This window comes from Diaphorobacter ruginosibacter, from assembly GCF_040396215.1.
In the GTDB taxonomy this organism is placed as follows: domain Bacteria; phylum Pseudomonadota; class Gammaproteobacteria; order Burkholderiales; family Burkholderiaceae_C; genus Diaphorobacter_A; species Diaphorobacter_A ruginosibacter_A.
The window spans coordinates 64,247-89,689 of the sequence record NZ_JBEBOW010000002.1 but is presented as its reverse complement, the minus strand read 5'-3'; the positions used below and the strand labels follow the sequence as shown (position 1 = coordinate 89,689).

The window sequence follows — 25,443 nt, the reverse complement described above, 5'->3', positions numbered from 1 at the left end:
CGGACGCGGCCAGCCGCGATGCGCCATATTGCAGCGCCCAGTTGCCCAGCGCCAGTAGCGCCGCCAGCACCATGGCATACATCACCGCCGTGGCCCACAGCGGGTGCAGCCCGGCGTCGAACATGCGGCGCAAGGGCCACCAGGCCAGGCCCCAGACCAGGGCGTTGAAGAGCAGGGCCAGGATCGGCAGGGGCGAATGCATGGTGCGGGAACCGCTCAATGACAATCGCAGTCCCGCTTGGCGATCTCCGTCAGGCGTTTGAGCTCCTCGGGGTGCTCCCTGCAGTTGCGGCGGTGCCATTGCCCGATCAGCAGCATGGTGCCGGCCACGACCATGCCGAACACGGTGATCGCGCCAAAGGCGGAGAGCCCGAACTTGGTCGACAGGCTGTAGAACGCGCCCAGCGCCAGAATGCAGGCCTGCTCGTTGAAATTCTGCACCGCGATGGAGCGCCCCGAGCCCATGAGATTGGCGCCACGATGCTGCAGCAGCGCATTCATCGGCACCACCAGGAAACCGCCGAGTCCGCCCAGGATGATCAGGAACGGCACGGCCATCCAGAGCCTGTCGATCACATTCATCAGGATCACCAGCAGGCCCATGCAGACGCCCAGCGGAATCACCCTGGTCGCGCCTTCGAGCCGCATGCGCACGGAAGCCAGCATCGCGCCCGCGGCCGTGCCGATGGCGACCACGCCGACCAGCGCCGATGCCTGGGTGGTGCTGTAGCCTAGCGCCGCGGCGCTCCAGGCCAGGACGATGTAGCGCAGATTGCCCGAAACCCCCCAGAACAGCGTGGTGGTCGCCAGCGAGATCTGGCCCAGCCTGTCCTGCCAGAGGCGGCTGTTGCAGCTCCAGAAATCGGGCAGCAGCTCCAGCGGATTGCGCGGCATCGGCCGCAGCGGCACGCAGGTGCGCGGAATGCGCAGGTTGAACCAGGCCGCCAGCGCGTAGACCGGCACCAGGGAGAGGATCGCGGCCTGCGCGGGCAGATCGATCCCGAGGTCGATGTACGGCACGTCGAAGTCCAGCAGCCTGCCCGAGAGGTGCGGCCCGACCAGCTGGCCGCCCAGCAGCACGCCCAGGATGATCGATGCGATCGTCAGCCCCTCGATCCAGCCATTGGCGCGCACGAGCTGCGAGGGCGGCAGAAGCTCGGTCAGGATGCCGTACTTGGCCGGGGAATACGCCGCCGCGCCCAGTCCGACCACCGCGTAGGCGAGCAGCGGATGGTGGCCGAACAGCATCATCAGGCAGCCCACGACCTTGATCGCATTGCTGACGAACATCACCTTGCCCTTGGGCAGGGAGTCCGCGAACGCGCCCACGAACGGCGCCAGCACCACGTAGAACAGCGCAAACATCGGCACCAGCGCGGCGCGCTGCCATTCCGGCGCGCCGCTGGTGCGCAGCAATTCCACGGCGGCCACGAAGAGGGCATTGTCGGCCAGCGAGCTGAAAAACTGCGCCGCCATGATGGTGTAGAAACCGCGCTTCATCGTGGTGTCGTGGAGCCGTTCACAGGGCGGCGTTGCGGGGGCTGTCGGCGCGGCCGGGTTTGCCGGCGCCAGCGGGATATTGCGGATTCCCGCCCGAGACGCGCTGCGGTGAATCGTTGCGCGTTGCGATGGTGCTGTATCGAGTGGAACTCATCTTGCCAATTCAGTGAAAACAGAGCCGTGCGGAAATATCAGTGGAACTGATGGGCCGAAAAATATCCGAACAGTCTGCTGTGCGACGGGCGGTTATATCACGCAGATCCCCTGCGGCAATGACAGAATGACCACCTTTGGCTCCGTAGAAACACCGTCATGCCCCGTCCCATACAAGCGACCATCCATACCGCCGCAGTACAACATAACCTGGCGCGAGCGCGCCGCGCGGCGGTGGATGCGAATGTCTGGGCCGTCGTCAAGGCCAATGCCTATGGGCACGGCATAGAGCGCGTCTTCGATGCGCTGCGCGCCGCCGATGGCTTCGCGCTGCTCGACCTGTCGGAGGCCGAGCGCATCCGACAGCTCGGCTGGAGGGGCCCGGTCCTGCTGCTGGAAGGGGTGTTCGAGCCGCGCGACCTCGAGACGTGCTCGCGCCTGAACCTCTGGCATGCCGTGCATTGCGACCAGCAGATCGACTGGCTGGCCGCGCACAAGACCCAGGCCCCTCACCGCGTCTTCCTCAAGATGAACTCGGGCATGAACCGGCTCGGCTTCACCCCCGAGCGCTACCGCGCCGCCTGGGCGCGCCTGAACGCGCTCACGCAGGTCGATGAAATCGGGTTCATCACCCACTTCAGCGATGCGGATGGCCCGCGCGGCATCGATCATCAGCTCCAGGTTTTCCTGGAAACCACGCAGGACCTTCCGGGCGAGCGCACCGTCAGCAACAGCGCGGCCATGCTGCTGCGCGGCCGCGAGGACGACGTGCGCTGCGACTGGGTGCGCGCCGGCATCGTGCTGTACGGCAGCTCGCCCGACTACCCGCAGCGCACCATCGCCGATTGGGAGCTCGAACCCACGATGACGCTATCGGGCAGGCTCATCGGCGTGCAGCACCTGCAAAAGGGCGACACCGTCGGCTACGGCTCGACCTACACCGCACAGGCTCCCATGACGATCGGCGTGGTTACCTGCGGCTATGCCGACGGCTATCCGCGCCACTGCGGCACGGGCACGCCGGTGCTGGTTGACGGCGTGCGCACGCAGCTCGTCGGGCGCGTGAGCATGGACATGCTGACCGTGGACCTCACCCACGTGCCGGGGGCGGTGATGGGCTCCGAAGTCACGCTGTGGGGCAAGGCCTCCAATGGCGCGGTGCTGCCGGTCGACGAGGTGGCCCAGGCGGCGGGGACGGTGGGCTATGAGCTGATGTGCGCCCTTGCCGCGCGCGTGCCGGTCGTGGTGGACTGAGCGGTGTTCCCGGCCGCCACATGCGGCCATGCATGCAAAGCGCGGCTGCCTGCTGCGCATGCAGGCGGCCATGGGCTTTCTCGCGGCGGCCTCCATTGCCGCCGCAGCCACGTCCCGAGGCCGTTGATGCCTGGAATTCGAGAACGGCTATGGTCCGCACCGCCTCACAGCAAACACCAATGATCTTGCTTGAAATCAAATAGGGGTAACTACCAATAAAGAAGAATCGAGACAGCGAACGATTGCGGCCGTGTCCATGAAATACAACAAGAAAAGTGGAAACGAAGTTGTTCATTTTTCCGTTCGCTAGTCATCAAAGAATGGAGTTCCCACAATGAAAAAAGCGTCCTCATCCAGCCGTGGGCTCGTACGATTCGCCCTTGGCGCGGTAGCCGTTGCTGCCATGTTCTCGGGCGCAGCGGTTCGGGCTCAAGAGCCCGTGCAGCCCATCGAGCCAGCCAAGGTGACCGATCCGGCCAAGGTGGAGCTGGGCAAGAAGCTGTGGTTCGATCCACGCCTGTCGCGCTCCGGCTTCATTTCCTGCAACTCATGCCACAACCTGAGCACGGGCGGCGCGGACAACCTGAAGTCCTCCATCGGCGACAAGTGGCAGAAAGGCCCGATCAACTCGCCCACGGTGCTGAACTCCAGCCTCAACTTGGCGCAATTCTGGGATGGCCGCGCCAAGGATCTGCGCGAGCAGGCGGGCGGGCCGATCGCCAATCCCGGCGAGATGGCGTTCACGCACGACCTGGCCGTGGACATGCTGCGATCGATTCCCCAGTACGTGAGCGAATTCAAGCAGGTCTTCGGCACGGAGACCCTGGGCATCGCGGAGGTCACGGCGGCGATCGCCGCGTTCGAGGAGACCCTGGTCACCCCCAATGCGCGCTTCGACAAGTGGCTCAAGGGCGACAAGACGGCGATCAACGAGCAGGAACTGCGCGGCTACCAGCTGTTCAAGAACGCCGGCTGCGTGGCGTGCCACAACGGCACCAACCTGGGCGGCAATTCGTTCCAGAAGATGGGCCTGATCGAGGCCTACAAGACCGACAATCCGGCGGAAGGCCGCTCGGGGGTCACGGGCAACGACGCGGAGCGCTTCAACTTCAAGGTGCCGACGCTGCGGAATGTGGAACTGACCTACCCCTACTTCCACGACGGAGCGGCCGACACGCTCTCGCAGGCAGTGGACACCATGGGGCGCATCCAGTTGGGCAAGACTTTTACCCCTTCTGAGAATGCGGATATTGTGGCCTTCCTGAAGACCCTCACAGGAGACCAGCCCCAGCTGACTTTGCCGATTCTGCCGCCATCCAGCGACAAAACCAGGCGGCCGCAGCCGTTTGAGTGATAAATTACGTCTGCCCGGTGCGCTATCGGGCAGAGGTGATACGCGGAAAACCGGTGCCGAAAGGCCCGGTTTTTCTTTTTGCGCTCTTCTTGCTCCCCCGCCTCCTTGCCGCCGGGGCCTGTTCAGGCCAGGGCGCGCTTGACGGCTTCGCGCTCGCTCATGCGCCTGAAGTGGTCATGGACCTTCGGGAACCGCGCGATGTCCACGCTGTCGCTCTGGAGCCAGCCGGCCATGGTGAACAGATAGGCGTCGCACACGCTGTATTCATCGCCCAGCACCCAGGGGCCGCTCAGGCAGTTCCGTTCGATGTAGTCGAAGTTCTCCGTCATGTTGGCGGCAACCTTGCCCTGCATCGCCGCCTGCGCCTGTGCGTCGTCGGCCCAGCGGCTGGCGCGCGGGCGGTGCGCGTGGTTGATGTGCACGGTCGATGCCAGGTAGCTGTTGAATTCCATCATGCGGGCCCACCCGAACAGGTCGGCGGGCGCCAGCCTGGCGTCGGGGAAGCGCCGGGCGACGTAGGCGAGCAGCGTGGGCGCTTCGGTGAGCACGCCTTGCTCCGTGACCAGCGCGGGCACGCGGCCCTTGGGGTTGACGCGCAGGTATTCGGGGCTGCGCTGCTGCTGCGATGCGAAGTCCACGCGCTCCAGCCTGTACTCGGCCTGGGCGTCTTCCAGCGCGATGCGAACGGCCTGCGCGCAGGTGCCGGGCGTGTAGTAGAGGGTGAGGGATTGGCTCATGGGTTGTTGTCTCCTGGGATGAGGTGTGGGATGGAGCGCCGGGGGCGCCAGCGTGCACCGGTCGAATATAAGGTAACGCTGAATTTATTTCGGCGAGCCGCTCAGGAGCCTGTGCCGCAGGCGCTGCCGTCGACGAGGCCGCCGATGCCGGTCAGGCCGTGCCTGTGCGCCGGCTCTCCCAACGGACCGTTGAGTCCGCGCAGCACGACGCTGACCGGCCCCTCGCCGCGCGTGGCGAGATGTTCGGCCAGCCTGGCGCTGCCATGGTGGGCGGTGAGTCCCTGCAGGATTACGTCGAATCCGCCGAGCGCGATGCGCACGCTGCGAACGCCGTGCGCGGCGTCTTCGGACGCGGCGGACAACTGCAGATCGCCCGCGAGCAGCGCGTGCCAGCGCGCCAGGCTCACGTCCAGGTCGCGCACCGCGACGGTGATCAGCGCCACGCCGCTCGCGCCGTTGGCGTGCCGCAGCAGCTCGGGCGCGTCGGGAACGCGCAGATTGCGCGGCGTGATGTCGCCGCACAGGAACGGCACGTCGGGCGTGTCGTGGCGGGCCGTGGTCCATTTCAGATGCCGTCCGTCGGGACGCACGCGCTCTCCCGGAACCGGGCCCTTGAGCGTGACCAGGCCACGTGCGCGGGCGGCGGCCAGCTCTTCTTCGGGCGCCTTGGAGAGCAGCGCGAAATCCACAAGCCCTTCGCCGCTTCGCTCAAGCGTGGCCCACCAGCGCTCGGCGGGGGCCGGATCGCGCCAGGCCTTGAGCTCCAGATAGGAGCCATCGGCCAGCACGATGAGCGCGTTGTGGGAGCTGCGGCCCTGATGGTCGCCGCCGGGATACACGGTAAAGCCGAGCGCGCGGTACTGCTCGATGGAGCGCGCGAGATCATCGACGGCGATGACCACGTGGTCCAGCGAATGGGAAGAGGAAAGCGTCATGGAGCCCGAGTCTCTCACTCTTCGAGCTTGAGATGGGTTTCCTCCACGAACTTGCGCCAGCGCTCGTACTCCTGGTGCGTGTGCCTGTCCAGGGCCGGGCCATCGCTGGCGACGACTTCGAAGCCGGCCTGCGTCAGCTTGCTGTTGATGTCGGGCGTATGCAGCGTGGCCTGGAATTCATGGGTGAGGCGCTGCACGGTGGCCGCGGGCGTGGCCGAAGGCGCGAAGATGCCGATCCACGAATACGCCTCGAACCCTGGAAAGCCGCACTCGGCGACAGTCGGCACGTCGGGCAGTTCAGGCAGGCGCTTGGCGCCGGTCACGGCCAGCGGGCGGATCTTGCCCGCGCTGATCTGGCCGCGCAGGGCCGCGTAGCTCAGCAGCGTGAGCGTGGTCACATTGCCCAGAACGGCCTGCACCGCCGGGCCGCCGCCGCCAAACGGCACATGCAGAACGAAGGTGCCCGAGCGCCTCTTGATGTCCTCCATCACCAGATGGTTCATGGAGCCCAGGCCGGTCGATGCGTAGCTGAACTTGCCCGGATTGGTCTTGGCTTCCTTGAGAAAGTCGCGCAAGTCCCGCCCCTGCACCGCCTGCGCATTCGCGCCGATCACCAGCGGGAAGCGCACCATCAGCGACACGCCCACGAAATCCTTGAACGTGTCGTAAGGCAGCCTGGATTTGGCGAACGGGTTGATCGCGTGCGTGTCGAAACTCACCAGCAGGGTGTTGCCGTCGGGCGCCGACTTGGCCACGTATTGCGTGGCGATCTGGCTGGCCGCGCCGGGCCGGTTCTCGACGATCACGGGGCGGCCCGCCAGCTCGGACAGGCGGGGTTGAATGATGCGGGCCACGATGTCCGTGCTGCCGCCGGGCGGGAACGTGACCTGCAGACGCATGGGCGTTTCCTCCGCCATGGCGAGTCCGACAAATCCGCAAGCGGTGGCGGCGGCGCCAAGCGCCACGGCCTGGCGGCGGTTCAGAACGGGTGCACTCATTCGGTTCTCCTGTGAACGGTTGGTTGTTGAGGTGAATTGTCGCGCGTATATGCCAGTGAACGACCCAGGTGTGCTCCGATTACCCCATCCATTGGCTGACGGGCACCGCGGTGTCCTGCAGCGGCTGCGAGTGGATGTCCACCAGCGCCGGTCCGTCATGCGCCAGCGCGGCCTTGAGCGTGGCTTCGAGATCCGCCGGCTCCCGCACCGTCCAGGCCTTCACGCCGAAGGCTTGCGCGACGCGCTCGTGGTTGGTGCGGTTGAAGTCCACCGAGAAATAACGCTCGCCGTAGCCGGTCTTCTGGCTCGCCTTGATCCAGCCATAGACCGAATTGGAGAACACGATCATCTTGAGCGGAACGTTGCGGCGCACGACGGTCTCGAGTTCGCCGCAGGTGAAGCCGAAGCTGCCGTCGCCCATGGCGGAGATCACCATCGAATCGGGCTGGCCCACGGCCGCGCCGAACGCGGCGGACAGCGAATAGCCCAGCGCTCCGTGCGCGCGGTTGGTGATGAAGTGGCGGCCTTCCTGCGGTGCGTCGAAATAGGCAGAGAAGTAGGGGCAGGGCGTGCCGGGGTCGGCCACGGCGATCGCGCGCCTGGGCAGCAGCTTGTTGAGCGTGGCGAGCACGCGCTCCGGGCGGATCGGCAGCTCGGCCGATTGCGCGAGCGGCTCGAAGAACGCCAGCTTCTCCATGCGCGCGCGCGCGGCCAGCGCGCGGCCATCGGCGGCGTCGGCGGGGCGCCGGGAGATGATCTTCTGCACGGCGGCATCCAGCGCCTGCAGCGCGAGCCGCGCGTCCCCCACCATGGCGACGTCGGTGCGGTAGTTGGTGCCGATGGTCATCGCATCCACGTCGATATGCAGGATGGTCACGCCACGGCCCGGCATCTGGCCGTGCTCGGTGGTCGTGGAGCCCGCGCGGCAGCCGATGAACAGCACCAGGTCGGCCTGCGCCACCACGGCGCGCGTGGCGGGAACGCCGCCGTTGGTGCCCACCACGCCCGCGTTCAGCGGGTGCGTGTCCGCGAGGCTGCCCTGGCCGCTCACCGTCAGGCACACGGGGGCGTTCAGGCGAGTGGCGAGCGCATCGAGCGCGCCGCTGGCGCCGGAGATCACCACGCCGCCGCCGCAGATCAGCACGGGCGACTTCGCCGCGACCAGGCGCGCCGCGGCATCGTCGATGGATGCCGGATCGGGCGCGCTGCGCGTGGCCGGATAGTGGTCGTGGCCCGGTTGCGCCCATACATCCTGCGGATTGGGCAGCTCGTGCTTTTGCAGGTCGTAGGGCAGGCAGATGTGCGCCGCGCCGGGGCGGCCAGTGGTCATGGCGCGGAAAGCGCTGCGCATGGCGTGCGGGATCTGGTCCACGCGGTCGATGGTGGTGTTCCACTTGGTGAGGGGCCGGTACAGCGCCTGCTGGTCCAGCTCGGTGAGCGGAAACCTGCCGCGCGCGCCCACCGATACATCGGTGGTGATGCCCAGCACCGGGATCGACGACTCGTTGGCTTCCACGAGGCCTGGCAGGAGATAGGTCGCGCCGCCGCCGCTCGGGCCTTCGCAGACCCCCACCTTGCCGGTGACGCGCGCGTAGCCGTCGGCCATGTAGGCGGCGCTGCGTTCGTCGCGCGTGAGGATGTGGTCGATGCCGTGGTCCAGCCGCGCCATCGCGTCATAGAAAGGCAGGCTGGTGTCGCCGCAGAGCCCGAAAATATGCTTCACGCCATTGTGTTGCAACATTCGTACCATTGCGTCTGCACCATTCATGGGCGTCGTGCTCATTGCGGATCTCCTTGAGAACTTGATTAAGAATTCAGTTCAGTATACTTAAAACATGCCAGTGTTGAAAACCACCAAGCGACCTGCGCCCCTCGCCGCGGCGCGGGATTCCGAAGCGCGGGCGGGCAAGGCCGCGCAGCAGCGCCCGGCCAGGACGCCCGCGAAGCCGCGCGCCAATCCCATTTCGCGTGTGCGGCGCGAGCGCGGCAGCGATGTGTTCCAGACGCTGCGCGACATGGCGATCAGCTACCAGCTCAAGCCCGGCGAGCGCCTGAGCGAAATCGAACTGGCCGAGCGTCTCGGCGTCAGCCGCACCCCCGTGCGCGAGGCGCTGGCGCGGCTGGTGACGGAAGGCTTTCTCGAACCCTGCACGCGCGGCTACATGCGCCGGCCGCTGCAGGTGCAGGATGTGCTCGACCTGTACGAGGCGCGCATGGCGGTGGAGCGCGAATGCCTGCGCTACGCGGTCGAACGCGCAAGCGAAGAGCAGATCGCCGAAATGCAGCGGTTTCTCGATGCGAGCCGCGCGGCCGCGCCCGGCACCGCCGTGCGCGAGCTGGTGGAGCTCGACGAGGCTTTCCACAACCGCATTGCGGCCATGTCCGGCAACGCCGAGCTGGCGCGCATGCTGGGCAACCTGAACGAGCGCGTGCGGTTCATCCGCTGGATCGACATGGAGAAAGTGGGGCGCGACTTCACCCAGAAGGAACACGGCGCGATCGCCGACGCCATCGAGCGGCGCGACCGGGAAGGCGCCGCCCGGCTGATGGACGAGCACATCGCCCTGCGCCGCGAGCAGATCGTCGAGGCGGTCACGCAGGGGCTTGCGCGGATCTACCTGGGCGACGAGCTGGCCCGGGCGCGGTGAACGTGCCGCGCCGGCGGGAAATCGTCGGCTGCTGTATATTTCTCCAGTAGTTTCTTTCCCCACCCACCCTCTTGCGCACATCCATGGCCAAAGACAAGGCAATCTTCACCTGTTCCGAATGCGGCGGCACCAGTGCGCGCTGGCTGGGCAAATGCCCATCCTGCGGCGCGTGGAACACCTTGGTGGAGTCGGTGGCGGAGGGCGGCGGCGGTGGCAAGAACCGCATGAGCGCATCCAGCTACGCGGGACTGGCGCAGGCGCAGGCCGTCACGCCGCTTGCGGCCATCGAGGCGCAGGATGTGGCGCGCACGCCCTGCGGCATCGAGGAACTTGACCGCGTGCTCGGCGGCGGCGTGGTGGAGGGCGGCGTGGTGCTGATCGGCGGCGATCCGGGCATCGGCAAATCGACCCTGCTGCTGCAGGCCATGGATGCGCTGCACCGCACCGGCATGCCCACGCTCTACGTGACGGGCGAGGAAAGCGGCGCGCAGGTGGCGCTGCGCTCGCGCAGGCTGGGACTGGATCACAGCCAGGTGAATGTGCTGGCCGAGATCCAGCTCGAGAAAATCCTCGCCACCGTGCAGGCCACGCAGCCCGCGGTGGTCGTGATCGACTCGATCCAGACGGTGTATTCCGATCAGCTCACCAGCGCGCCGGGCTCGGTGGCGCAGGTGCGCGAATGCGCGGCGCACCTGACGCGCGCGGCCAAATCCACGGGCATCGCAACGATCCTGGTGGGCCACGTCACCAAGGAGGGCGCGCTGGCGGGGCCGCGCGTGCTGGAGCACATGGTGGACACCGTGCTGTATTTCGAAGGCGATACGCACTCCAGCTTCCGGCTGGTGCGCGCGATCAAGAACCGCTTCGGCGCGGTCAACGAGATCGGCGTGTTCGCCATGACGGAGCGCGGCCTCAAGGGCGTGGCCAATCCCAGCGCCATCTTCCTGTCGCAGCACAGCGAGCCGGTGCCGGGCAGTTGCGTGCTCGTCACGCTCGAAGGCACGCGGCCCATGCTGGTGGAGATCCAGGCGCTGGTGGATTCGTCCGGCCCGGCGCCGCGCAGGCTGTCGGTGGGGCTGGACCGCGACCGGCTGGCGATGCTGCTGGCCGTGCTGCACCGCCACGCGGGCGTGGCATGCGCGGATCAGGACGTGTTCGTGAACGCCGTGGGCGGCGTGCGCATCAGCGAGCCCGCCGCCGACCTGGCGGTCATGCTGTCGATCACATCCAGCCTGCGCGGCAAGGCCTTGCCCAAGGGATTCATCGCATTCGGCGAGGTCGGGCTGGCCGGCGAGGTGCGCCCCGCGCCGCGCGGCCAGGAGCGCCTGAAGGAAGCCGCCAAGCTCGGCTTCTCGGTGGCCGTCGTGCCCCGGGCCAACGCGCCCAGGAAGCCGATCGAGGGGCTGGAAATCCACGCGGTGGAGCGGGTGGACGAGGCGATGAACATCGTGCGCGGCCTGGCGTGAGCGCCTGGCCCGGGCGGCGCTATCTCCCCAGGCGGCGGCAGGACTCTACGCAGCATCCACAGTACCCGCCCGCGCAAGTCATAAGAAAATGCCGCCCATGAATCTGCGCAAATATCTCATTCCGCTGGGAATCGTCCTGCTGTTCGTCGCCTCGTACAACGCCTGGGGCTGGCAGGGGCCGATCACCGTCCTGGGTGGCCTGGTCATGTGGGCGCTGCTGCACTACACGCGCATCATGAACGTGATGCAGAAGGCCAACAAAAGCCCGATTGGCTATGTCGGCAGTGCGGTCATGCTCAACGCCAGGCTGCGCCCCGGCGTGAATCTGCTGCACGTGATCGCGCTGACCAGGGCGCTGGGCGAGCGGCTCACGGAGCTGGGAAAAGACCCGGAAATCTACCGCTGGACCGATGGAACCCAGTCTTTCGTGACCTGCGAGTTCGTCAATGGCCGACTGGTCAAGTGGGAATTGACGCGCCCGCAAACCTCCAATGAGGGTGACTCCGGAGGCTCATCTGCTGCCATTTCTCCCGCGGAATCGTAAAATCCCCTGTTTTGCGATCAACTGCAATTGAAATTGAAGGATTCACATGAGCCCCGTAGTTCCCTCGATGGCTGACCGTGACGGCAAGATCTGGATGGATGGCCAGATGCTGGACTGGCGCGATGCCAAGATCCACGTGCTGACACACTCTCTGCACTATGGCTGCGGCGCGTTCGAAGGCGTGCGCGCGTACAAGACGGAGCAGGGCACGGCCATCTTCCGCCTGGAAGACCACACCGACCGCCTGTTCAACAGCGCCAAGATCCTGCGCATGAAGATTCCTTTCACCAAGGAAGAAGTCAACGCGGCCCAATGCGCGGTGGTGCGCGAGAACCATCTGGAGTCGTGCTACCTGCGTCCGCTGACCTGGATCGGCTCCGAGAAGCTGGGCGTTTCTCCCAAGGGCAACAAGATCCACATGATCGTCGCGGCCTGGGCCTGGGGCGCCTATCTTGGTGAAGACGGCATGAAGCGCGGCATCCGCGTGAAGACCTCCAGCTTCACCCGCCACCACGTGAACATCACGATGACGCAGGCCAAGGCGTCGAGCAACTACACGAACTCGATCCTCGCCAACATGGAAGCCACCGACGACGGCTACGATGAGGCGCTGCTGCTGGACGCGGCCGGCTTCGTCTCCGAAGGCTCGGGCGAGAACGTCTTCATCATCAAGAACGGCGTGGTGTACACGCCCGACCTGTCGGCCGGCGCGCTCAATGGCATCACGCGCAATACCGTGTTCGCCATCTGCAAGGACCTGGGCATCGAAGTCGTGCAAAAGCGCATCACGCGCGATGAGGTGTACATCGCCGACGAAGCCTTCTTCAGCGGCACGGCCGCCGAAATCACGCCGATCCGCGAACTCGACCGCGTGGAGATCGGCTCGGGCAGCCGTGGCCCGATCACAGAGAAGATCCAGACGGCGTTCTTTGACATCGTCAATGGACGCAATCCGAAATACGCCCACTGGCTCACGAAGGTCTGATCGCCATGACGCAAGCAGTTGTCGAACTCCTGGCCAAGGACCTGAACGCGCAGGGCGGTGTCTATTGCCCCAGTCCCAAGGCCGACATGAAGCTTTGGAACTCGCATCCAAAGGTCTATCTGGATGTGGCCCACACGGGCGAGGCCAAGTGCCCCTACTGCGGCACGGTCTATCGCCTGAAGGCGGGAGAAGTGGTCGGCGCCGGCCACTGATCCGTTCATCCCGCGTTCGCGGATGCCATGTTCCCGTGCCCCGCGCGTCGTCCCCATGGGCGGTGCGCCGCGGGCGCGGTGCCGCCGTGGATCCATGTGCGCCTGCCTGGCATCGGGCCTCGCCTGTGAAGCCGACCGCGCTCCCTGTTCAGCGCGGCTCTAGAAGAGTCCCTCATTTTGAAACCTGTTTCCGGCCCTTTGGCCGTCCAGTCATGGCAACAGCAGCTCAATGCGGTTGCCGCATTCGCGGTGCCGGGGATGGCATTGTGGCTGCCGTCCGGCTATTCCTATGGCGCGGTGCTGCTGCTGGCGGGCGCCTTGCTGTCCATCCGGCGCTGGCCGCTGGAGCGCCAGCAATCGCTCACCTGGTGGTTCGCGGCCTGCATGTTCGCCATGGGGATGCTGTGGATCGCCATGGCTGATCCGGTGGAGAAGATGGGCCAGTGGGACAGGCCGGCCAAATTCCTGCTCGCCATTCCCTGCCTGTTCTATGCGTCGGTGTTCGGTGCGCGGCCCAAGGCGTTTTTCTGGGGATTGGTCGCTGGCTGCATCGGCGCCGGCGCGCTGGCCGTCTGGCAGGTGTACGGGCTGGGGGAATGGCGCGCCACGGGCCGTACCAATGCAATCCAGTACGGCAATCTCGCGCTGCTGCTGGCGGTGCTGCTGGCGGTCTTCGTCGCCACGGTGCACAAGCAGTTGTCCCTTCCCGAGAAGATTCTGGCCGCGCTGGCGATCGTGGCGGGCATGGACGCGTCGGTGCTTTCGCTCTCGCGCGGCGGCTGGCTGGCGCTGGTCGTGGCGATGCCGTTTGGCCTGGTGCTGCTGTATCGCTACCGGCCCCGCTTTTTCTGGCGCGCGGTCGTCGGGCTGATGGTGGTCGCGGGGCTGATGTCCGTTCTCAACCGCGGGATGCTTGCCACGCGCTGGGACGAGATGACCTCGGAAATCCGCGTCTATGAAGTCGCCCGCGATGCCAATACGTCCGTGGGCCAGCGCCTGGAGCACTGGCGCTTCGCCCTGGATGCTGGGGCCGAGAAGCCGCTGCTGGGCTGGGGTTTCGGCGGCTATATGAACGAGAAGAAAAAGCGCGTGGCGCAAGGCCTGTACAAGCCGCCCATCCTCGAATACAAGTTCGTGCACAACGAAGTGCTTGACGTGTTCGTGAAGACCGGCCTGGCGGGGCTGGCGCTGCTGCTGTGGTTCTACATTCTTCCGATCTGGATGTTCTGGCCCACCAGCGGGCGCATGCGGGCCTATGAAGGCGTCGATCCGGCGCTGCGGCGCACGGTGCTGGCGGTGCGGCTGTGCGGCGTCTGCGTTCCGGTGCTCTATGTCGGCTTCGGGCTCACGCAGGTGTTTTTCGCGCACAACAGCGGCATCATGTTCTATCTGTTCAGCCTGATCCTGCTGTGGTCCATGCTGCTTGGGCTGGAGCGCTCGCGCCCCGGCGCCGGGGCGGCAAGGCCCTGAGGCGCCGCGAGCCGCGACGGGAGTACGCTTAAACTCGCTGCCATGCCAATGTCCACGGATGCACGCCACCCCTCCCAGGATGCCACTGCCCGCGCGGGTGGGCGGCGGGCGCGGGTGCTGCATTTCGTCACCGGCGGTTTTTCGGGCGCCACGCAAGTCGCCGTCGATCTGGTGCGCGGCCATCTCGCCGGCGACCGGTTCGAGCCGCTGCTGGTGCTGCGCCGCAAGCCGCATACCGATCAGTCGCGCGTGGAGGCGCTCGTGCGCGAGGGCATTCCCGTCGAACTGGTCGCGGGATGGGCGCATCTGGCCACGGTCTGGCAACTGGTGCGGGTCTGCAGGCGGTTCCAGCCCGACATACTGGTGGCGCATGGCTTCAGCGAGCATCTGTGGGGCCGCTATGCCGGACTGCTCGCGCAGGTGCCGCATCTCGTGCACGTGGAGCACAACTCCCGTGAGCGCTATACGTGGTCGCGCACGCGGCAGATGCTGTGGCTTGCCGGGCGCACCGACGCCATCGTGGGGTGCTCCGAAGGGGTGAAGCAGGCATTGCTCGCGCGCGGTACGCCAGCGCAGAAAACGCTGGCCATCTCGAACGGCATCCGCATGGCGCCGTTTGCCGCCGCCGCGGAGCATCCATGGCGCGAGCGCGTCGCGGGCATCGTCATGGCCGCGCGCTTCGCGCGCCAGAAAGACCACATCACGCTGATCAAGGCCATCGCGCTGCTGCGCGAGCGCGGGCTCCGGCCGCCAGTGAAGCTGGCGGGAGGCGGCAAGGCCAGCGCGCAGAAGAAGGCACGCCGATTGGCCGGGCAGCTCGGGCTGGCCGGGCAGGTGGAGTTCCTGGGCCACCACAAGGACGTTCCCGGCCTGCTGATGTCGCACCGGATCTGCCTGCTCTCCACCCATTGGGAGGGCATGCCGCTGTCGCTCATCGAGGGCATGGCGGCGGGCTGTACGGCGATCGGCACGCGCGCGCCCGGCGTTCAGGAGGTCATAGCGCACGAGCGCAACGGCCTGCTGGTCGAGCATGAGAGCGCGCAATCGCTCGCGGATGCGCTGGAGCGCGTGCTCACACAGCCCGATCTGGGCGAGGCGCTCGCCGCCCAGGGGCGCCGGGATGCCGAGGCGTTCTACACATTGGAGCGCATGATCTCGCGCTACGAGACATTGTTCGGACACATACTGGCCCGGGGGCAGGGCTCTGCAACGGTGGCGCACGCCACGGATTTTTCCCGGATATGACGAATGTCGAAGCCTGCGGCGAAGGCCGCGAAAGCCCCTGGCTCAGCATCTTGGTGCCGGTCTTCAACGTCGAGCCCTATCTGCGGGAGTGCCTCGAATCCGTGATCGGGCAGATCGAGCGGATGGAGCAGGCGGGGCCGCCCGGCGCCGACGGTGTCGAGGTGCTGGTGCTCGATGATTGCTCCACCGATGGCTCCGGGGCGCTGATGCGCACGCTCGCGGCGCGCTGGCCGGGCCGTATCCGGCTGATGGCGCATGAGCGCAACCAGGGCCTGAGCGCGGCGCGCAACTCGATGATCGACGCGGCGCGCGGCGAGTACCTGTGGTTTCTCGACTCCGACGACAAGCTGCTGGAGGGCAGCATCGCGGCATTGCGCGCGATCGTGCGCGAGCATGCGCCCGACGTGGTGCTGTGCGATTTCCAGGTATGGCGCGAGCGCCCGGGCCTCAAGCACCGCCTGCGCGGCGAAATGCACCGCAGCAGCTTTGCCGGCCCGGCCCGGCGCGTGCTCGGCAACCGCTGCGAAGTGCTGGCCGGCGCGCTCATGCCGGGCGAACTGCATGCGTGGTCCAAGATTTCCAGGCGCGCGCTGTGGGGCGCGGACCTGCGTTTTCCGGTGGCGCGGTATTTTGAAGACATGGCGACGATGCCGCTGATGATGCTGCGCGCCTCGGCCTTTTATTACGCCGACCAGCCCTGGGTGGCCTATCGCCAGCGCGCCGCCAGCATTCTGGCGACGCCCAATCTGGGCAAGGCGCTCGATCAGGCGCGGGCCCTGGTAGGCTTTCGGGGAGCGCTCGCGGGCAGCGTCTGCGCGGACGATGCGCGGCTGCTGCTTGCCCTGGCTCACCAGAGCGCGCGCAACTTCATCGGTGCGATGCGTTATCTGGACGGCATGGAGGGCGCGGGCGGGCAAGGCGCGATGCGGCAGGCGCGCGAGGCCTTCGCCGCGTCATCGCCATTGGCGCCCGAAGCCTTGTGCAAGGCCTACGCCGCGCGCGGCTGGTGGCTGCGCGCGCGCAAGCTGCGCAAGTGGCTGCGCCGCGCTGAGGCCGCCGCATGAGCCGGCACACCTCATTGCCGCTGCGCGACCGGGGCGAGATGCTGCTTGCGCGGCTGATCTACGGCTGGAACCAATGGTTCGGCAAACCCGTTCGCGACTATGCGCAACCGCCTCCGCGATGCCACGAGATACCGACCGCCGACGGGACAGAGTTTCCCGCAGCGCGCGGCGGGGCGATTCCGCGCATCATCTGGGCCTTCTGGAGCGGGCCTTCGCAGCCCGAGCTGATTCGCCGCTGTTTCGACAACTGGCGCGCCATGTGCCCGGATTTCGAGATCCGCATCCTCGACGAGCACAGCGCGCTCCAGTATCTCGATGGCATTCCACAGGCGCTCGACCAGGCCAGCGCGCCCAAGCGGGCGGACTGGGTGCGCGTGGAATTGCTGCGCCGGCATGGCGGCATCTGGCTGGATGCGAGCACGATCCTCACCGCGCCGCTCGACTGGGTGATCGACGCGCAGGCGCGGTCGCGCAGCGACTACGTGGGCTTCTATCTCGAGCAGTTCACCAGCGATCCCGCCTTCCCGGTGGTGGAGAACTGGTTCATGGCGGCGCCGCCGGGCAGCCCGTTCATCGCCGATCTTCAGCACGAGTTCACCACGCGCGTGGTGCCGGGCAGCAATGCGCAATACATCGAGATGCTGCGCGCCGAAGGCATGTATGACCAGTTGCGCCAGCGCATCTTCTCGCCGGAATACCTGACGATGCATCTCGCGCTGCAATACGTGATGCGTCGGCGCGGCGGCTACCGGCTGGCGCTGTGGCGCGCGGAGGACGGGCCGTTTCTCTATCACCACGCATCGGGCTGGAGCCGCGCGCACCTCAAGGTGCAGCTCATGATGCGTCCGGCCGCGGCGTGCATGCCGCCGATGGTCAAGCTGCGCAAGCCCGACCGCAAGCGGCTCGAGCTCTACATGCAGCGCCATCTGGTGCGCGCCGACAGCATCATCGGCCGTTATCTCGGCGGTACCCGTTAGAACGTGTTTACGATCTCCTCGCGGCTGCGTAGAGATCGTAAACACGTTCTTAGATAGAGGCGGGGCCTGTATCGGCGCCCGCGCCCAGCGCCCGCCGCCAGACATGCTATGGTTGGAATCCCATGATCCATCGCCGCAAATCCGCCTTCGAGAAGTGGTTCTCCTTCACCCGGCACCGCCGCCGCTTTGGCGCGGACGCGCTTGCGCCGCAGCTGGATTCGCAGGACTTTGCCGCCTTGCGCTCCAGCATCGTCGCGGGAGAGGAGGAGCCGCAGCATGCGCACGGCTCCGTCGTCGATCTGAACGAGCACCTGGCGCGGGTGCGGCGTGAATTCATCGGCCAGAGCGAACTGCTGTACCAGCATGCCATGCTGATCGTGCTGATCCGCCGCGAGGCGGACGTCCAGGCCAACTACGCGCGCTTCAAGCGCATGTGGATAGCCGAGCGTGATTTTCTCGCCGGGCATCTGGACATGCGCTGGCTTATCTCGGCGTGCGATACCTTCATCGACCATGACGGCGACCCCGTATTGCGCGCCGTGGCGATGAACGGCCCATTGCTGGTCAATACGGTCAAGCTGGCCGAGACGGAGCGCTATATCAAGGGCGTGGACACCGCTGCGCCCGATCGCCAGGAGTCGCTCGATGCGCTGCGGACACACCGTGTCGGCCTGTTCGACGGGATCGCGGGCTTCATTCCCGGCACCGACGACACGCTGCGCAACCTGCGCTGGCGGCTGCAGGACGTGTGCGCCCTGCATCCGCTGGGCGTCGTCGTGATGGAGCTGTTCGAGCGGCTGCAGCGCGAGCCCAACGACAACGTGTTCCTGCGGTTCAGGCATCGCCACCAGCGCGAGAAAACACGCTGGTGGAACGACTGAGTCCTGGCTGTCAGGCGGCTGCGGCGCTTCTCTCGCGCACCAGCGTGGCCACGAGTTCGCCGGCGGGGATCGCGCGGGCCAGCGCCACGCCCTGTCCGGCCCACAGCGACAGATAGTCCGCGCGGCCCTGCGCCCCCGCCGCGCGGCGAAGCGCCCCCGTGAGCGCGTTCTGCACCGGGTATTCGGGCACATCCTGCTCGAAGCCGGCGAGTTTTTCCATCATCGTGTTGACGATGCCGCGCGATGGGCGGCCCGAGAAGATGCGGGTGCAGCGGGTGTCGCAGGCCGATGCCCCGGCCAACGCTTCGCGGTAGGCCGCTCCGATGCCGGATTCGGGGCAGACGAGAAACGCCGTCCCCATCTGCACGGCTGCCGCGCCCAGCGCCTGTGCCGCGGCGATGCCGCGCCCGTCCATGATGCCGCCCGCGGCGATCACCGGCACGCTCAGCCGGCGCGTGCATTCGGCCACCAGGGGCAGGGTGCCGATCATGCTGGCCTGGAAGTCGCCCAGGAAGGTGCCGCGATGGCCGCCCGCTTCCATGCCGCTCACGCAGACGGCGTCGGCGCCCACGATTTCCCAGGCCTCGGCTTCGGCCACGGTCGTGGCGGTGCCGATCACCGGGATGCCCGCCGCGTGCAGGCGCTCGGTCTGGTTCCGGGTGAGGATGCCGAAGGTGAAGCTCGCCACGGGCGGGCGCAATGCCAGCAGCATCTCGAACTGCGCCTCGAAGTTCTCGCACCATTGCGCGGGAATGGCGGGCTGCAGGCCGAATTCGGCATACAGCGGCTCCAGCCGCGCCATGGCCTTTTGCACGGCTGATGGGTCGGGCGACGGTGTTTTCAGCACGAACAGATTCATGCCGAAGGGCCGGTCGGTGGCCGCGCGCACCGCTTCAGCGGCTTCCTTCATGGCTGTGGGCGAGCGCATTCCGCAGCCCAGCATGCCCAGCGCTCCGGCGCTGGAGACGGCTGCGGCCAGCGCGGGCGTGTCCGAGCCGGTCATCGGGCCCTGGATGATGGGGTGTTCGATACCCAGTCGCGCAAACAGGGATGGGGTGGTCATGGCGGGCTCCTCGGTCAGTGGTTCATGTTCTGTGGATGGGGTGCTGGCGGCGCGCCGGCCTGCAGCGCCTGCCGGAAGGCGTCCAGCGCCGGCGTGCCGTATCCGCGCCGGGTCGCCAGCATGGTGGCGCATTGCGCGAGCGGCACGCACTGCAGGGCGGGCGGCGCGCGCAGCTGCTCGAGCACGGATTGCGGCACGATGCCCGCGCAGCTTCCCGCGGCCACGCAGGCGAGGATGGCGGGATAGGACGCCAGTTCGCGCACGCGCGGCGCGTGCTTGCCGTGCCCGCGCATCCACTCCTCGCCGATCTGCCGGTAGGTGCAGCCGCGCGTGAACGCGGCCAGCGTGTGGATCTGCAGGTCCCGGGCCGAGCGCACGGGGGGATGGGTTGCCGGCAGAACCAGCAGCAGTTGCTCGTTGAAGACGGGTGCGAGGTCGAGCGCCAGCTCATCCGCGTCCACGCCGGGAGGAGGCCAGGCCACCAGGGCGGCGTCGATCTGGTAGGCGAGCAGCTGTTCCACCAACTGGCGCGAAGGCGAAGTGCGAAGCTCGAGCTGCAGCTCGGGCCACCGGGAATGCATGTCGGCCAGCGGCTGGGGCAGCCGGGCCAGGGAGGTGCTTTCCATGGCGCCGATCCGCAGCTGGCCCGTGGGCCGTCCGGGCGACACGGCCTGCCGCGCCTCCTCGGCCAGGGCGAGCAGGCGCTCGGCATAGCCCAGCAGCGTCTCACCCGTGGGCGTCAGCAGCATGCGGCGGCCTTCGCGCACGAACAGCGCCGTGCCCAACTGCTCTTCGAGCTGCTGCACGCGCGTGGTCACGTTGGACTGCACGCGGCCCAGCCGCTCGGCGGCGCGGGTGACGCTGCGTTCCTCGGCCACCGCGCGAAAAATCTCCAGCGCAAGCAAATCCACGGTAATTATTTCCTGATAAATCTTTTTTTGAGATTATCATATAAAAAACAATCTTGAAACAAGAATGAAATCACCATGGAGAGCATGTCCTTGAAATCTTCGGAGGGCCAACCCCGAGGCCTGCAGGCCGCCAGCGGTTCGACGCGCCCGTGGCGCATCGCGTTGGCGGGTATGGCCGCGCTGGCCATTGCCATGGGCATAGGGCGCTTCGCCTTCACGCCGCTGCTGCCCATGATGCTGCACGACGGGGTGATCACCCTGGCGCAGGGGAGCTGGCTGGCGACGGCCAACTATCTGGGCTATCTGGCCGGCGCATTGCTGGGAATGGCGCTGCCGTGGCTTGCGCCGCGCGCCTACGAGGTGCTGCACCCGGCGGTGCTGGTCAAGCTGGGCATTGCCATCACGGCGGTGTTCACTGCCGCCATGGCGCTGCCGTTTTCCCAGTTCTGGACGGTGCTGCGCTTCGGCGCGGGGCTGGCCAGCGCGATCACGTTGCTCGGCCTGACCTCCTGGTGCATGGTGCGCCTGGCGGCCCTGGGCCGCCCCGAGCTGGCGGCGCTCATCTATGCGGGGCCGGGGCTGGGCATCGCGCTCACCGGCGTGCTCACCAGCGGCATGGTGGCGATGCATTGGCGCGCCGCGAGCGGCTGGCTGCTGTTCGCGGTATTGGCGGCCTTGCTATGCGTGCCTATCTGGCCGGTGATCGCGGGCCGGGCGGCGCTCCATCCGGGTCATGCGAAGTCCGGCGCGCAGGCATCGGCGCAGGCGGCGGCGCCCGTGGCCGCCAGAGTGATCCACGCGGTGGCTTACGGCCTGTCCGGGCTGGGCTACATCGTGACCGCCACCTTTCTTCCGGTGATCGCGCGCGGGGCGTTGCCGGGCCACTCCGTCTGGGCGGATCTTTTCTGGCCGATCGCCGGCGTGGGCGCGGTCGTGGGGACCGTGGCCAGCACGCGCGCGCGCCCGCAGTGGGACCAGCGCCTGGTGCTCGTGGCGGCCTTCCTGGTGCAGGCCGCGGGCGTCGTGCTGGGGCTGCTGCTTCCGGACACGCTGGGGTTCGCGCTGGGCAGCCTGCTGGTCGGATTGCCGTTCACGGTGATCACCTTCTTTGGCCTGCGCGAGGCGCGCCGCCTCTGGCCCTCGTCGGCGGACAGCTTCGTCGCGCTGGTCAGCGTGCTCTACGGGATCGGACAGATCTCGGGGCCGCCGCTGGTGAACTGGCTGCTCCAGCATTCCACGCAAGGCCAGGGATTCGAGCGGGCCTTGATTTTCGCCGCGTCGGCACTGGTGCTGGGCGCCGCGATGTACGCCGTGTCGGTGCTGGCCTGGCCGCGCCGCCAGGAATGAGGGAGATCGCCCCGCGCGGGCCTCATCCCGCCATGTTCTGGTTGCGCACGGCGGGCAGCCGAAGAACGAAGCAGGCGCCGCTTTGGTGGTCCGGCCGGTCCTCGCAGCGCACGCTGCCGTGGTGCCGCTGGGCGATCGAGCGCACCAGCGCGAGGCCCAGGCCGACGCCCCCCGAGCGCTCGCTGGCGCCGGGCAGACGGTAGAACGGCTCGAAGATGCGTTCGCGCTGGTCGGGCGCAACGCCGGGGCCGTGGTCGCACACGCGGATCACGACTTCGCCGCCTTCCCGCGACAGCTCCAGCGTGATCTCGCCCTGGCTGTAGCGGCGCGCGTTCTCCAGCAGGTTGCGCACCGCGCGGCGCAGCAGCTTGGCGATGCCTTCGACGTCCAGGTCGGTTGCCTGCAGCCCCTCGGTATGGGCGTTCAGGTCGGCGTCCACGCGCGCGCATTCCTCGGCGGCCAGTCCCAGCAGATCGACGGGCTCCATGGTGCCGACGTCGGCCGCCCCGGCGTCAAGCCGGCTGGCCAGCAGGATCTCATCGACGAGCTGGTCGAGTTCGGTGATGTTGCGCAGGATCTCGGCGCGCGACGCGGGCGACGGCGTGCCGTCCTGCATCAGCTCCATGCCCATGCGGATGCGGGTGAGCGGCGAGCGCAATTCGTGCGATGCGTTGGCCAGCAGCGACTTGTGCGACTGCACCAGGGTCTCGATGCGCGAGGCGGCGGCGTTGAACTGGCGCGCGAGATCGGCCACCTCATCATGGCCCTGGGCGCGCACCCGCACCTTCAGGTCGCCCTCGCCAAAACGCTTGACGCTGCGCTGCAGATTCTCCAGCCGCTGCAGCAGGCGGCGGATGATGGGAAACACGCCGATGGTGACTGCGATCCCCACGGCCGCGAGCACCCAGACGAAGCCGAATGGCGGGCGCAGCCAGAACGCCACGTCGCGCGCCGGGTCGCGTCCACGGCCGTCGCGCCTTTCACGGCCCCCCTCGCGGACTCCTTCACGCGCGCCGTCCGGGCGCGGCGGTCGGGGCGATAGCTGCATCTGGAAAATCTCCCCGGACTCGCTTTCGATGCTGAACTCCACGGCCTCTCCGGGCTCGCGCGGCTCGCGCTGCACGCGCGTGGCAAGGCCGCGCAGAACGAGGTTGCCGTCGTCGTCCGTGACAACGATGTCGCGGGCCGGAGGTTGCTGCTGCTGGTTCTGCTGGGCATTGTGTTCAGCCGTCCAGCGCCAGGCCAGGCCCACCACGAACGCGAAGACCAGCACGCCGCCCACCAGCGCAAGCCAGATGCGCAGGTAAAGGCGTCGGGAAAACGGGCTGATCAGTGACATGTCTATGGCGTTGGATGGATGCGGGGACGGTGGGCGAGGCGGGCCGCCGCCTCAATCCTGCTGCTTGGCGAACACGTAGCCCACGCCGCGCACGGTGAGGATGCGGCGCGGGTTCTTCGGGTCGGCCTCGATGGCCGCGCGGATGCGGCCCATGTGCACGTCGATCGACCGGTCGAATGCCTCCAGCTCGCGGCCGCGCACGGCTTCCATGATCTGGTCGCGCGTCAGCACGCGGCCGGCGCGCTCGGCGATGGTGACGAGCAGATCGAACTGATAGGAGGTCAGCTCGGCGGGCTGGCCGTTGACGGTGACGGTGCGCGCATCGCGGTCGATTTCCAGCGAACCGAAGCGCATGGTCTGCGCCGCGGCCGGCGTGCCGGTCTCGCGGCGGCGCAATATGGCGCGGATGCGCGCGAGCAGCTCGCGCGGCTCGAAGGGTTTGGGCAGATAGTCGTCGGCGCCGATCTCCAGGCCGATCACGCGGTCCATCGGATCGCCCTTGGCGGTGAGCATCAGCACCGGCACCTGCGAGGCGGGCGCTGGCAGCGAGCGGATGCGCCGGCAGATCTCCAGCCCGTCCATGTCGGGCAGCATCAGGTCGAGAATCACCAGCTCGGGCAACTCGGCGGCGTCGGGGCCGGTCAGCCGCGAGAGGCCGCTTTGCCCGTCGCCGCAGTGCGAGACGTGCAGGCCGGACTGCGCCAGATACTCGCTCACCATCTGGGCGAGCCGGGCGTCATCTTCGATCATCAACAGGTTATGAGGCATGGCGTTGGAATGATGGGCTTCACTATCACGGCATCGGGCGCCAGCCGGGCTGGCTTCTTCCCGACATGGTGCATGAGCCGTGCTGCTCGTGTTCGCCGTTTCCGTAAAGATAGGTAAAGCGCGGGACGCACGGGGTGCGCAGGGCGCGCGGGCAGTTTATCAGCCGGCTTCGGAGGAAGCAGGGGGCGCATGCTCGCTGCGCTTCTTGACGTGGCCGGCGGCCCATACCAACAGCAGCACGGGCAGGCCGAGCATGGCGGTGGAGATGAAGAAGCGGCTGTAGCCGTAGGCGTTCACGAAGTCGCCCGAGAAGCCCGCGACGAATTTGGGAAGCAGCAGCATAAGCGAGGAAAACAGCGCGTATTGCGACGCCGAATAACTGATGTTGGTGAGGCTGGACAGGTAGCCGATGAAGGCCCCGGAAGCGATGCCGGATGCCAGGTTGTCCGCCGAGATCACCAGGATCAGCGCGGGCACGTTGTGGCCCACGGTGGCCAGCCACGCGAACAGCAGATTCGTCAGCGCGCTGAGGACCGCGCCCAGCATGAGCACGCGCATCACGCCAAGGCGCATCGACAGGGCGCCGCCGACAAACCCGCCGGCGATGGTCATGACGATGCCGTAGGTCTTGACGACCGATAGCACCTCGTCCTTGGTGAAACCCATGTCCACATAGAACGGATTGGCCATGATGCCCATGACGACATCGCTGATCCGGTAGACGGCGATCAACGCGAGAATGACCGCGGCGTGCCACCTGTAGCGGCGGAAGAAATCGGCGAAAGGTTCGATCAGCGCGCTTTGCAGCCACTCCCGGGCGCCGCGCGCGGGCGGCAGCTCGCGCCCCTTCCCCTCGCGGGAGAGCACGACGGTGATGACGCCAACGATCATCGACGCGGCCATCGCCAGATAGGCAATGCGCCAGGCGGCATCCTGGTAGGCGCCGGCCAGGGACGCGACCTCGGAGCGCGCGGCCAGCCACAGCACGCCCGCGCCCGACCAGATCATCGCCAGCCGGTAGCCCAGCTGGTAGCTTGCGGCCAGCGCCGCCTGTTCATCCATCGGAGCGGACTCGATGCGGTAGGCATCCAGCGAAATGTCCTGCGTGGCCGACGAGAACGCCGTGACGAGCGCCCACGCCACGATGGGCCCGAGCGCCGTCTGCGGGTTGGACAGCGCCATGCCCGCAAGCCCGCACATCACGCCGATCTGGGCCGCCAGCAGCCAGCTGCGCCGCCGGCCCATGGCGCGCGTGAGCCAGGGCAGCGGCACGCGATCGACGACCGGCGCCCAGACCCACTTGAAGCCATACGCCAGGCCCACCCAGCTCAGATGTCCGATGGTGCCGCGGTCGATGCCCGCCTCGCGCAGCCGGAACGACAGCGTGCCCAGCACCAGCAGCAGCGGCAGGCCCGCGGCGAATCCCAGCGACAGCATGCGCAGGCTCTCGGGGCGCAGATAGACGAGCCATGCGTCGCGCCACGAGCGTGCGGGAAGGTCGGCGGTTTCGGTTCGGGCGGTGGATTCGGAAGACATCGAGCGAAAGAAAGAGAGGCGGGCAGGGCGCGGCAGCCGCCATTATGCGGACATGC

24 protein-coding genes and 1 pseudogene are annotated in these 25,443 nt (G+C 67.4%); 13 read left to right on the top strand and 12 right to left on the bottom strand.

Translation table 11 applies throughout. The annotated features are described in order from the left end of the window. The 3 genes and pseudogenes from ABWP92_RS00910 to ABWP92_RS00900 form a co-directional block, all read right to left on the bottom strand. Window positions 1-202, bottom strand: a pseudogene (locus ABWP92_RS00910) (DMT family transporter); the annotation flags it as partial. 14 nt (window positions 203-216) lie between these two features. Beyond that, on the bottom strand, window positions 217-1,500 hold the full coding sequence (gene lplT, locus ABWP92_RS00905; RefSeq protein WP_353233455.1) for a lysophospholipid transporter LplT: 1,284 nt from the start codon (window positions 1,498-1,500) through the stop codon (window positions 217-219). 19 nt (window positions 1,501-1,519) lie between these two features. Then, window positions 1,520-1,654, bottom strand: a complete 135-nt coding sequence (locus ABWP92_RS00900; protein ID WP_353233454.1) for a hypothetical protein — start codon at window positions 1,652-1,654, stop codon at window positions 1,520-1,522. A gap of 158 nt (window positions 1,655-1,812) precedes the next feature. On the opposite strand from ABWP92_RS00900, the gene alr reads away from it, so the two are divergent. Both alr and ABWP92_RS00890 read left to right on the top strand, forming a co-directional pair. Beyond that, a complete protein-coding gene (alr, locus tag ABWP92_RS00895; protein WP_353233453.1) occupies window positions 1,813-2,907 on the top strand; it encodes an alanine racemase in 1,095 nt (364 codons plus the stop codon). A 334-nt stretch (window positions 2,908-3,241) separates the two neighbouring features. Next, the gene (locus ABWP92_RS00890; protein WP_353233452.1) at window positions 3,242-4,261 is read left to right on the top strand and encodes a cytochrome-c peroxidase; all 1,020 of its coding nucleotides are present in this window, start codon (window positions 3,242-3,244) and stop codon (window positions 4,259-4,261) included. A 122-nt stretch (window positions 4,262-4,383) separates the two neighbouring features. On the opposite strand, the gene ABWP92_RS00885 is transcribed toward ABWP92_RS00890, so the two are convergent. The 4 genes from ABWP92_RS00885 to ABWP92_RS00870 all read right to left on the bottom strand — a co-directional run bounded on the left by ABWP92_RS00885 (window position 4,384) and on the right by ABWP92_RS00870 (window position 8,714). Then, complete coding sequence (locus tag ABWP92_RS00885) at window positions 4,384-4,998, bottom strand: glutathione S-transferase family protein (RefSeq protein WP_353233451.1); 615 nt, start codon at window positions 4,996-4,998, stop codon at window positions 4,384-4,386. Window positions 4,999-5,099: 101 nt separating this feature from the next. Further along, a complete protein-coding gene (locus ABWP92_RS00880; RefSeq protein ID WP_353233450.1) occupies window positions 5,100-5,933 on the bottom strand; it encodes a VOC family protein in 834 nt (277 codons plus the stop codon). 14 nt (window positions 5,934-5,947) lie between these two features. Further along, window positions 5,948-6,931 (bottom strand): tripartite tricarboxylate transporter substrate binding protein, encoded by a 984-nt coding sequence (locus ABWP92_RS00875; protein ID WP_353233449.1) that lies wholly within the window; start codon window positions 6,929-6,931, stop codon window positions 5,948-5,950. Window positions 6,932-7,010: 79 nt separating this feature from the next. Next, a complete protein-coding gene (locus ABWP92_RS00870; protein ID WP_502907425.1) occupies window positions 7,011-8,714 on the bottom strand; it encodes a thiamine pyrophosphate-binding protein in 1,704 nt (567 codons plus the stop codon). A 52-nt stretch (window positions 8,715-8,766) separates the two neighbouring features. On the opposite strand from ABWP92_RS00870, the gene ABWP92_RS00865 reads away from it, so the two are divergent. The 10 genes from ABWP92_RS00865 (at window position 8,767) to ABWP92_RS00820 (ending at window position 18,423) form a co-directional block, all read left to right on the top strand. Further along, the gene (locus ABWP92_RS00865) at window positions 8,767-9,579 is read left to right on the top strand and encodes a GntR family transcriptional regulator (protein ID WP_353233448.1); all 813 of its coding nucleotides are present in this window, start codon (window positions 8,767-8,769) and stop codon (window positions 9,577-9,579) included. Between the two features lie 83 nt (window positions 9,580-9,662). Then, window positions 9,663-11,045, top strand: coding sequence for a DNA repair protein RadA (gene radA, locus ABWP92_RS00860; protein WP_353233447.1), 1,383 nt, complete (start codon window positions 9,663-9,665; stop codon window positions 11,043-11,045). 97 nt (window positions 11,046-11,142) lie between these two features. Beyond that, window positions 11,143-11,589, top strand: coding sequence for a glycerate kinase (locus tag ABWP92_RS00855; protein WP_353233446.1), 447 nt, complete (start codon window positions 11,143-11,145; stop codon window positions 11,587-11,589). Between the two features lie 46 nt (window positions 11,590-11,635). After that, the gene (locus tag ABWP92_RS00850; RefSeq protein ID WP_353233445.1) at window positions 11,636-12,574 is read left to right on the top strand and encodes a branched-chain amino acid transaminase; all 939 of its coding nucleotides are present in this window, start codon (window positions 11,636-11,638) and stop codon (window positions 12,572-12,574) included. Between the two features lie 5 nt (window positions 12,575-12,579). Then, a complete protein-coding gene (locus ABWP92_RS00845) occupies window positions 12,580-12,786 on the top strand; it encodes a zinc-finger domain-containing protein (protein WP_353233444.1) in 207 nt (68 codons plus the stop codon). Between the two features lie 177 nt (window positions 12,787-12,963). Next, a complete protein-coding gene (locus ABWP92_RS00840) occupies window positions 12,964-14,256 on the top strand; it encodes an O-antigen ligase family protein (protein WP_353233443.1) in 1,293 nt (430 codons plus the stop codon). 48 nt (window positions 14,257-14,304) lie between these two features. After that, window positions 14,305-15,501, top strand: coding sequence for a glycosyltransferase (locus ABWP92_RS00835; protein WP_353233459.1), 1,197 nt, complete (start codon window positions 14,305-14,307; stop codon window positions 15,499-15,501). Continuing rightward, window positions 15,498-16,565 (top strand): glycosyltransferase family 2 protein, encoded by a 1,068-nt coding sequence (locus ABWP92_RS00830; RefSeq protein WP_353233442.1) that lies wholly within the window; start codon window positions 15,498-15,500, stop codon window positions 16,563-16,565. Before ABWP92_RS00835 ends, ABWP92_RS00830 begins: the two co-directional genes overlap by 4 nt. Next, complete coding sequence (locus tag ABWP92_RS00825; RefSeq protein ID WP_353233441.1) at window positions 16,562-17,542, top strand: glycosyltransferase family 32 protein; 981 nt, start codon at window positions 16,562-16,564, stop codon at window positions 17,540-17,542. Before ABWP92_RS00830 ends, ABWP92_RS00825 begins: the two co-directional genes overlap by 4 nt. Window positions 17,543-17,664: 122 nt before the next feature. Next, window positions 17,665-18,423: a hypothetical protein gene (locus tag ABWP92_RS00820; protein WP_353233440.1), complete on the top strand. Its 759-nt coding sequence runs from the start codon at window positions 17,665-17,667 to the stop codon at window positions 18,421-18,423. A 10-nt stretch (window positions 18,424-18,433) separates the two neighbouring features. Here ABWP92_RS00820 and ABWP92_RS00815 read toward each other — a convergent pair whose 3' ends face one another. Together ABWP92_RS00815 and ABWP92_RS00810 are read right to left on the bottom strand one after the other, a co-directional pair. Then, entirely contained in the window at window positions 18,434-19,486 is a 1,053-nt protein-coding gene (locus tag ABWP92_RS00815; RefSeq protein WP_353233439.1) for an NAD(P)H-dependent flavin oxidoreductase, read from the bottom strand. Between the two features lie 14 nt (window positions 19,487-19,500). After that, complete coding sequence (locus ABWP92_RS00810) at window positions 19,501-20,397, bottom strand: LysR substrate-binding domain-containing protein (RefSeq protein WP_353233438.1); 897 nt, start codon at window positions 20,395-20,397, stop codon at window positions 19,501-19,503. Between the two features lie 84 nt (window positions 20,398-20,481). On the opposite strand from ABWP92_RS00810, the gene ABWP92_RS00805 reads away from it, so the two are divergent. Further along, window positions 20,482-21,744 (top strand): YbfB/YjiJ family MFS transporter, encoded by a 1,263-nt coding sequence (locus ABWP92_RS00805; RefSeq protein WP_353233437.1) that lies wholly within the window; start codon window positions 20,482-20,484, stop codon window positions 21,742-21,744. 22 nt (window positions 21,745-21,766) lie between these two features. Here the strand turns inward: ABWP92_RS00805 and ABWP92_RS00800 are convergent, their stop codons facing one another. The 3 genes from ABWP92_RS00800 to ABWP92_RS00790 form a co-directional block, all read right to left on the bottom strand. Continuing rightward, window positions 21,767-23,083, bottom strand: a complete 1,317-nt coding sequence (locus tag ABWP92_RS00800; RefSeq protein ID WP_353233436.1) for a HAMP domain-containing sensor histidine kinase — start codon at window positions 23,081-23,083, stop codon at window positions 21,767-21,769. A gap of 51 nt (window positions 23,084-23,134) precedes the next feature. Further along, a complete protein-coding gene (locus tag ABWP92_RS00795; protein WP_353233435.1) occupies window positions 23,135-23,851 on the bottom strand; it encodes a response regulator in 717 nt (238 codons plus the stop codon). Window positions 23,852-24,010: 159 nt separating this feature from the next. Beyond that, on the bottom strand, window positions 24,011-25,387 hold the full coding sequence (locus ABWP92_RS00790; protein ID WP_353233434.1) for an AmpG family muropeptide MFS transporter: 1,377 nt from the start codon (window positions 25,385-25,387) through the stop codon (window positions 24,011-24,013). Window positions 25,388-25,443 lie beyond the last annotated feature (56 nt).

Bases quoted from the DNA above. Each gene is read 5' to 3' on its own strand.
- lplT (WP_353233455.1), bottom strand. From the start codon at position 1,500: ATGAAGCGCGGTTTCTACACCATCATGGCGGCGCAGTTTTTCAGCTCG.
- ABWP92_RS00900 (WP_353233454.1), bottom strand. From the start codon at position 1,654: ATGAGTTCCACTCGATACAGCACCATCGCAACGCGCAACGATTCACCG.
- alr (WP_353233453.1), top strand. From the start codon at position 1,813: ATGCCCCGTCCCATACAAGCGACCATCCATACCGCCGCAGTACAACAT.
- ABWP92_RS00890 (WP_353233452.1), top strand. From the start codon at position 3,242: ATGAAAAAAGCGTCCTCATCCAGCCGTGGGCTCGTACGATTCGCCCTT.
- ABWP92_RS00885 (WP_353233451.1), bottom strand. From the start codon at position 4,998: ATGAGCCAATCCCTCACCCTCTACTACACGCCCGGCACCTGCGCGCAG.
- ABWP92_RS00880 (WP_353233450.1), bottom strand. From the start codon at position 5,933: ATGACGCTTTCCTCTTCCCATTCGCTGGACCACGTGGTCATCGCCGTC.
- ABWP92_RS00875 (WP_353233449.1), bottom strand. From the start codon at position 6,931: ATGAGTGCACCCGTTCTGAACCGCCGCCAGGCCGTGGCGCTTGGCGCC.
- ABWP92_RS00870 (WP_502907425.1), bottom strand. From the start codon at position 8,714: ATGAGCACGACGCCCATGAATGGTGCAGACGCAATGGTACGAATGTTG.
- ABWP92_RS00865 (WP_353233448.1), top strand. From the start codon at position 8,767: ATGCCAGTGTTGAAAACCACCAAGCGACCTGCGCCCCTCGCCGCGGCG.
- radA (WP_353233447.1), top strand. From the start codon at position 9,663: ATGGCCAAAGACAAGGCAATCTTCACCTGTTCCGAATGCGGCGGCACC.
- ABWP92_RS00855 (WP_353233446.1), top strand. From the start codon at position 11,143: ATGAATCTGCGCAAATATCTCATTCCGCTGGGAATCGTCCTGCTGTTC.
- ABWP92_RS00850 (WP_353233445.1), top strand. From the start codon at position 11,636: ATGAGCCCCGTAGTTCCCTCGATGGCTGACCGTGACGGCAAGATCTGG.
- ABWP92_RS00845 (WP_353233444.1), top strand. From the start codon at position 12,580: ATGACGCAAGCAGTTGTCGAACTCCTGGCCAAGGACCTGAACGCGCAG.
- ABWP92_RS00835 (WP_353233459.1), top strand. From the start codon at position 14,305: ATGTCCACGGATGCACGCCACCCCTCCCAGGATGCCACTGCCCGCGCG.
- ABWP92_RS00830 (WP_353233442.1), top strand. From the start codon at position 15,498: ATGACGAATGTCGAAGCCTGCGGCGAAGGCCGCGAAAGCCCCTGGCTC.
- ABWP92_RS00825 (WP_353233441.1), top strand. From the start codon at position 16,562: ATGAGCCGGCACACCTCATTGCCGCTGCGCGACCGGGGCGAGATGCTG.
- ABWP92_RS00820 (WP_353233440.1), top strand. From the start codon at position 17,665: ATGATCCATCGCCGCAAATCCGCCTTCGAGAAGTGGTTCTCCTTCACC.
- ABWP92_RS00815 (WP_353233439.1), bottom strand. From the start codon at position 19,486: ATGACCACCCCATCCCTGTTTGCGCGACTGGGTATCGAACACCCCATC.
- ABWP92_RS00805 (WP_353233437.1), top strand. From the start codon at position 20,482: ATGTCCTTGAAATCTTCGGAGGGCCAACCCCGAGGCCTGCAGGCCGCC.
- ABWP92_RS00800 (WP_353233436.1), bottom strand. From the start codon at position 23,083: ATGTCACTGATCAGCCCGTTTTCCCGACGCCTTTACCTGCGCATCTGG.
- ABWP92_RS00795 (WP_353233435.1), bottom strand. From the start codon at position 23,851: ATGCCTCATAACCTGTTGATGATCGAAGATGACGCCCGGCTCGCCCAG.
- ABWP92_RS00790 (WP_353233434.1), bottom strand. From the start codon at position 25,387: ATGTCTTCCGAATCCACCGCCCGAACCGAAACCGCCGACCTTCCCGCA.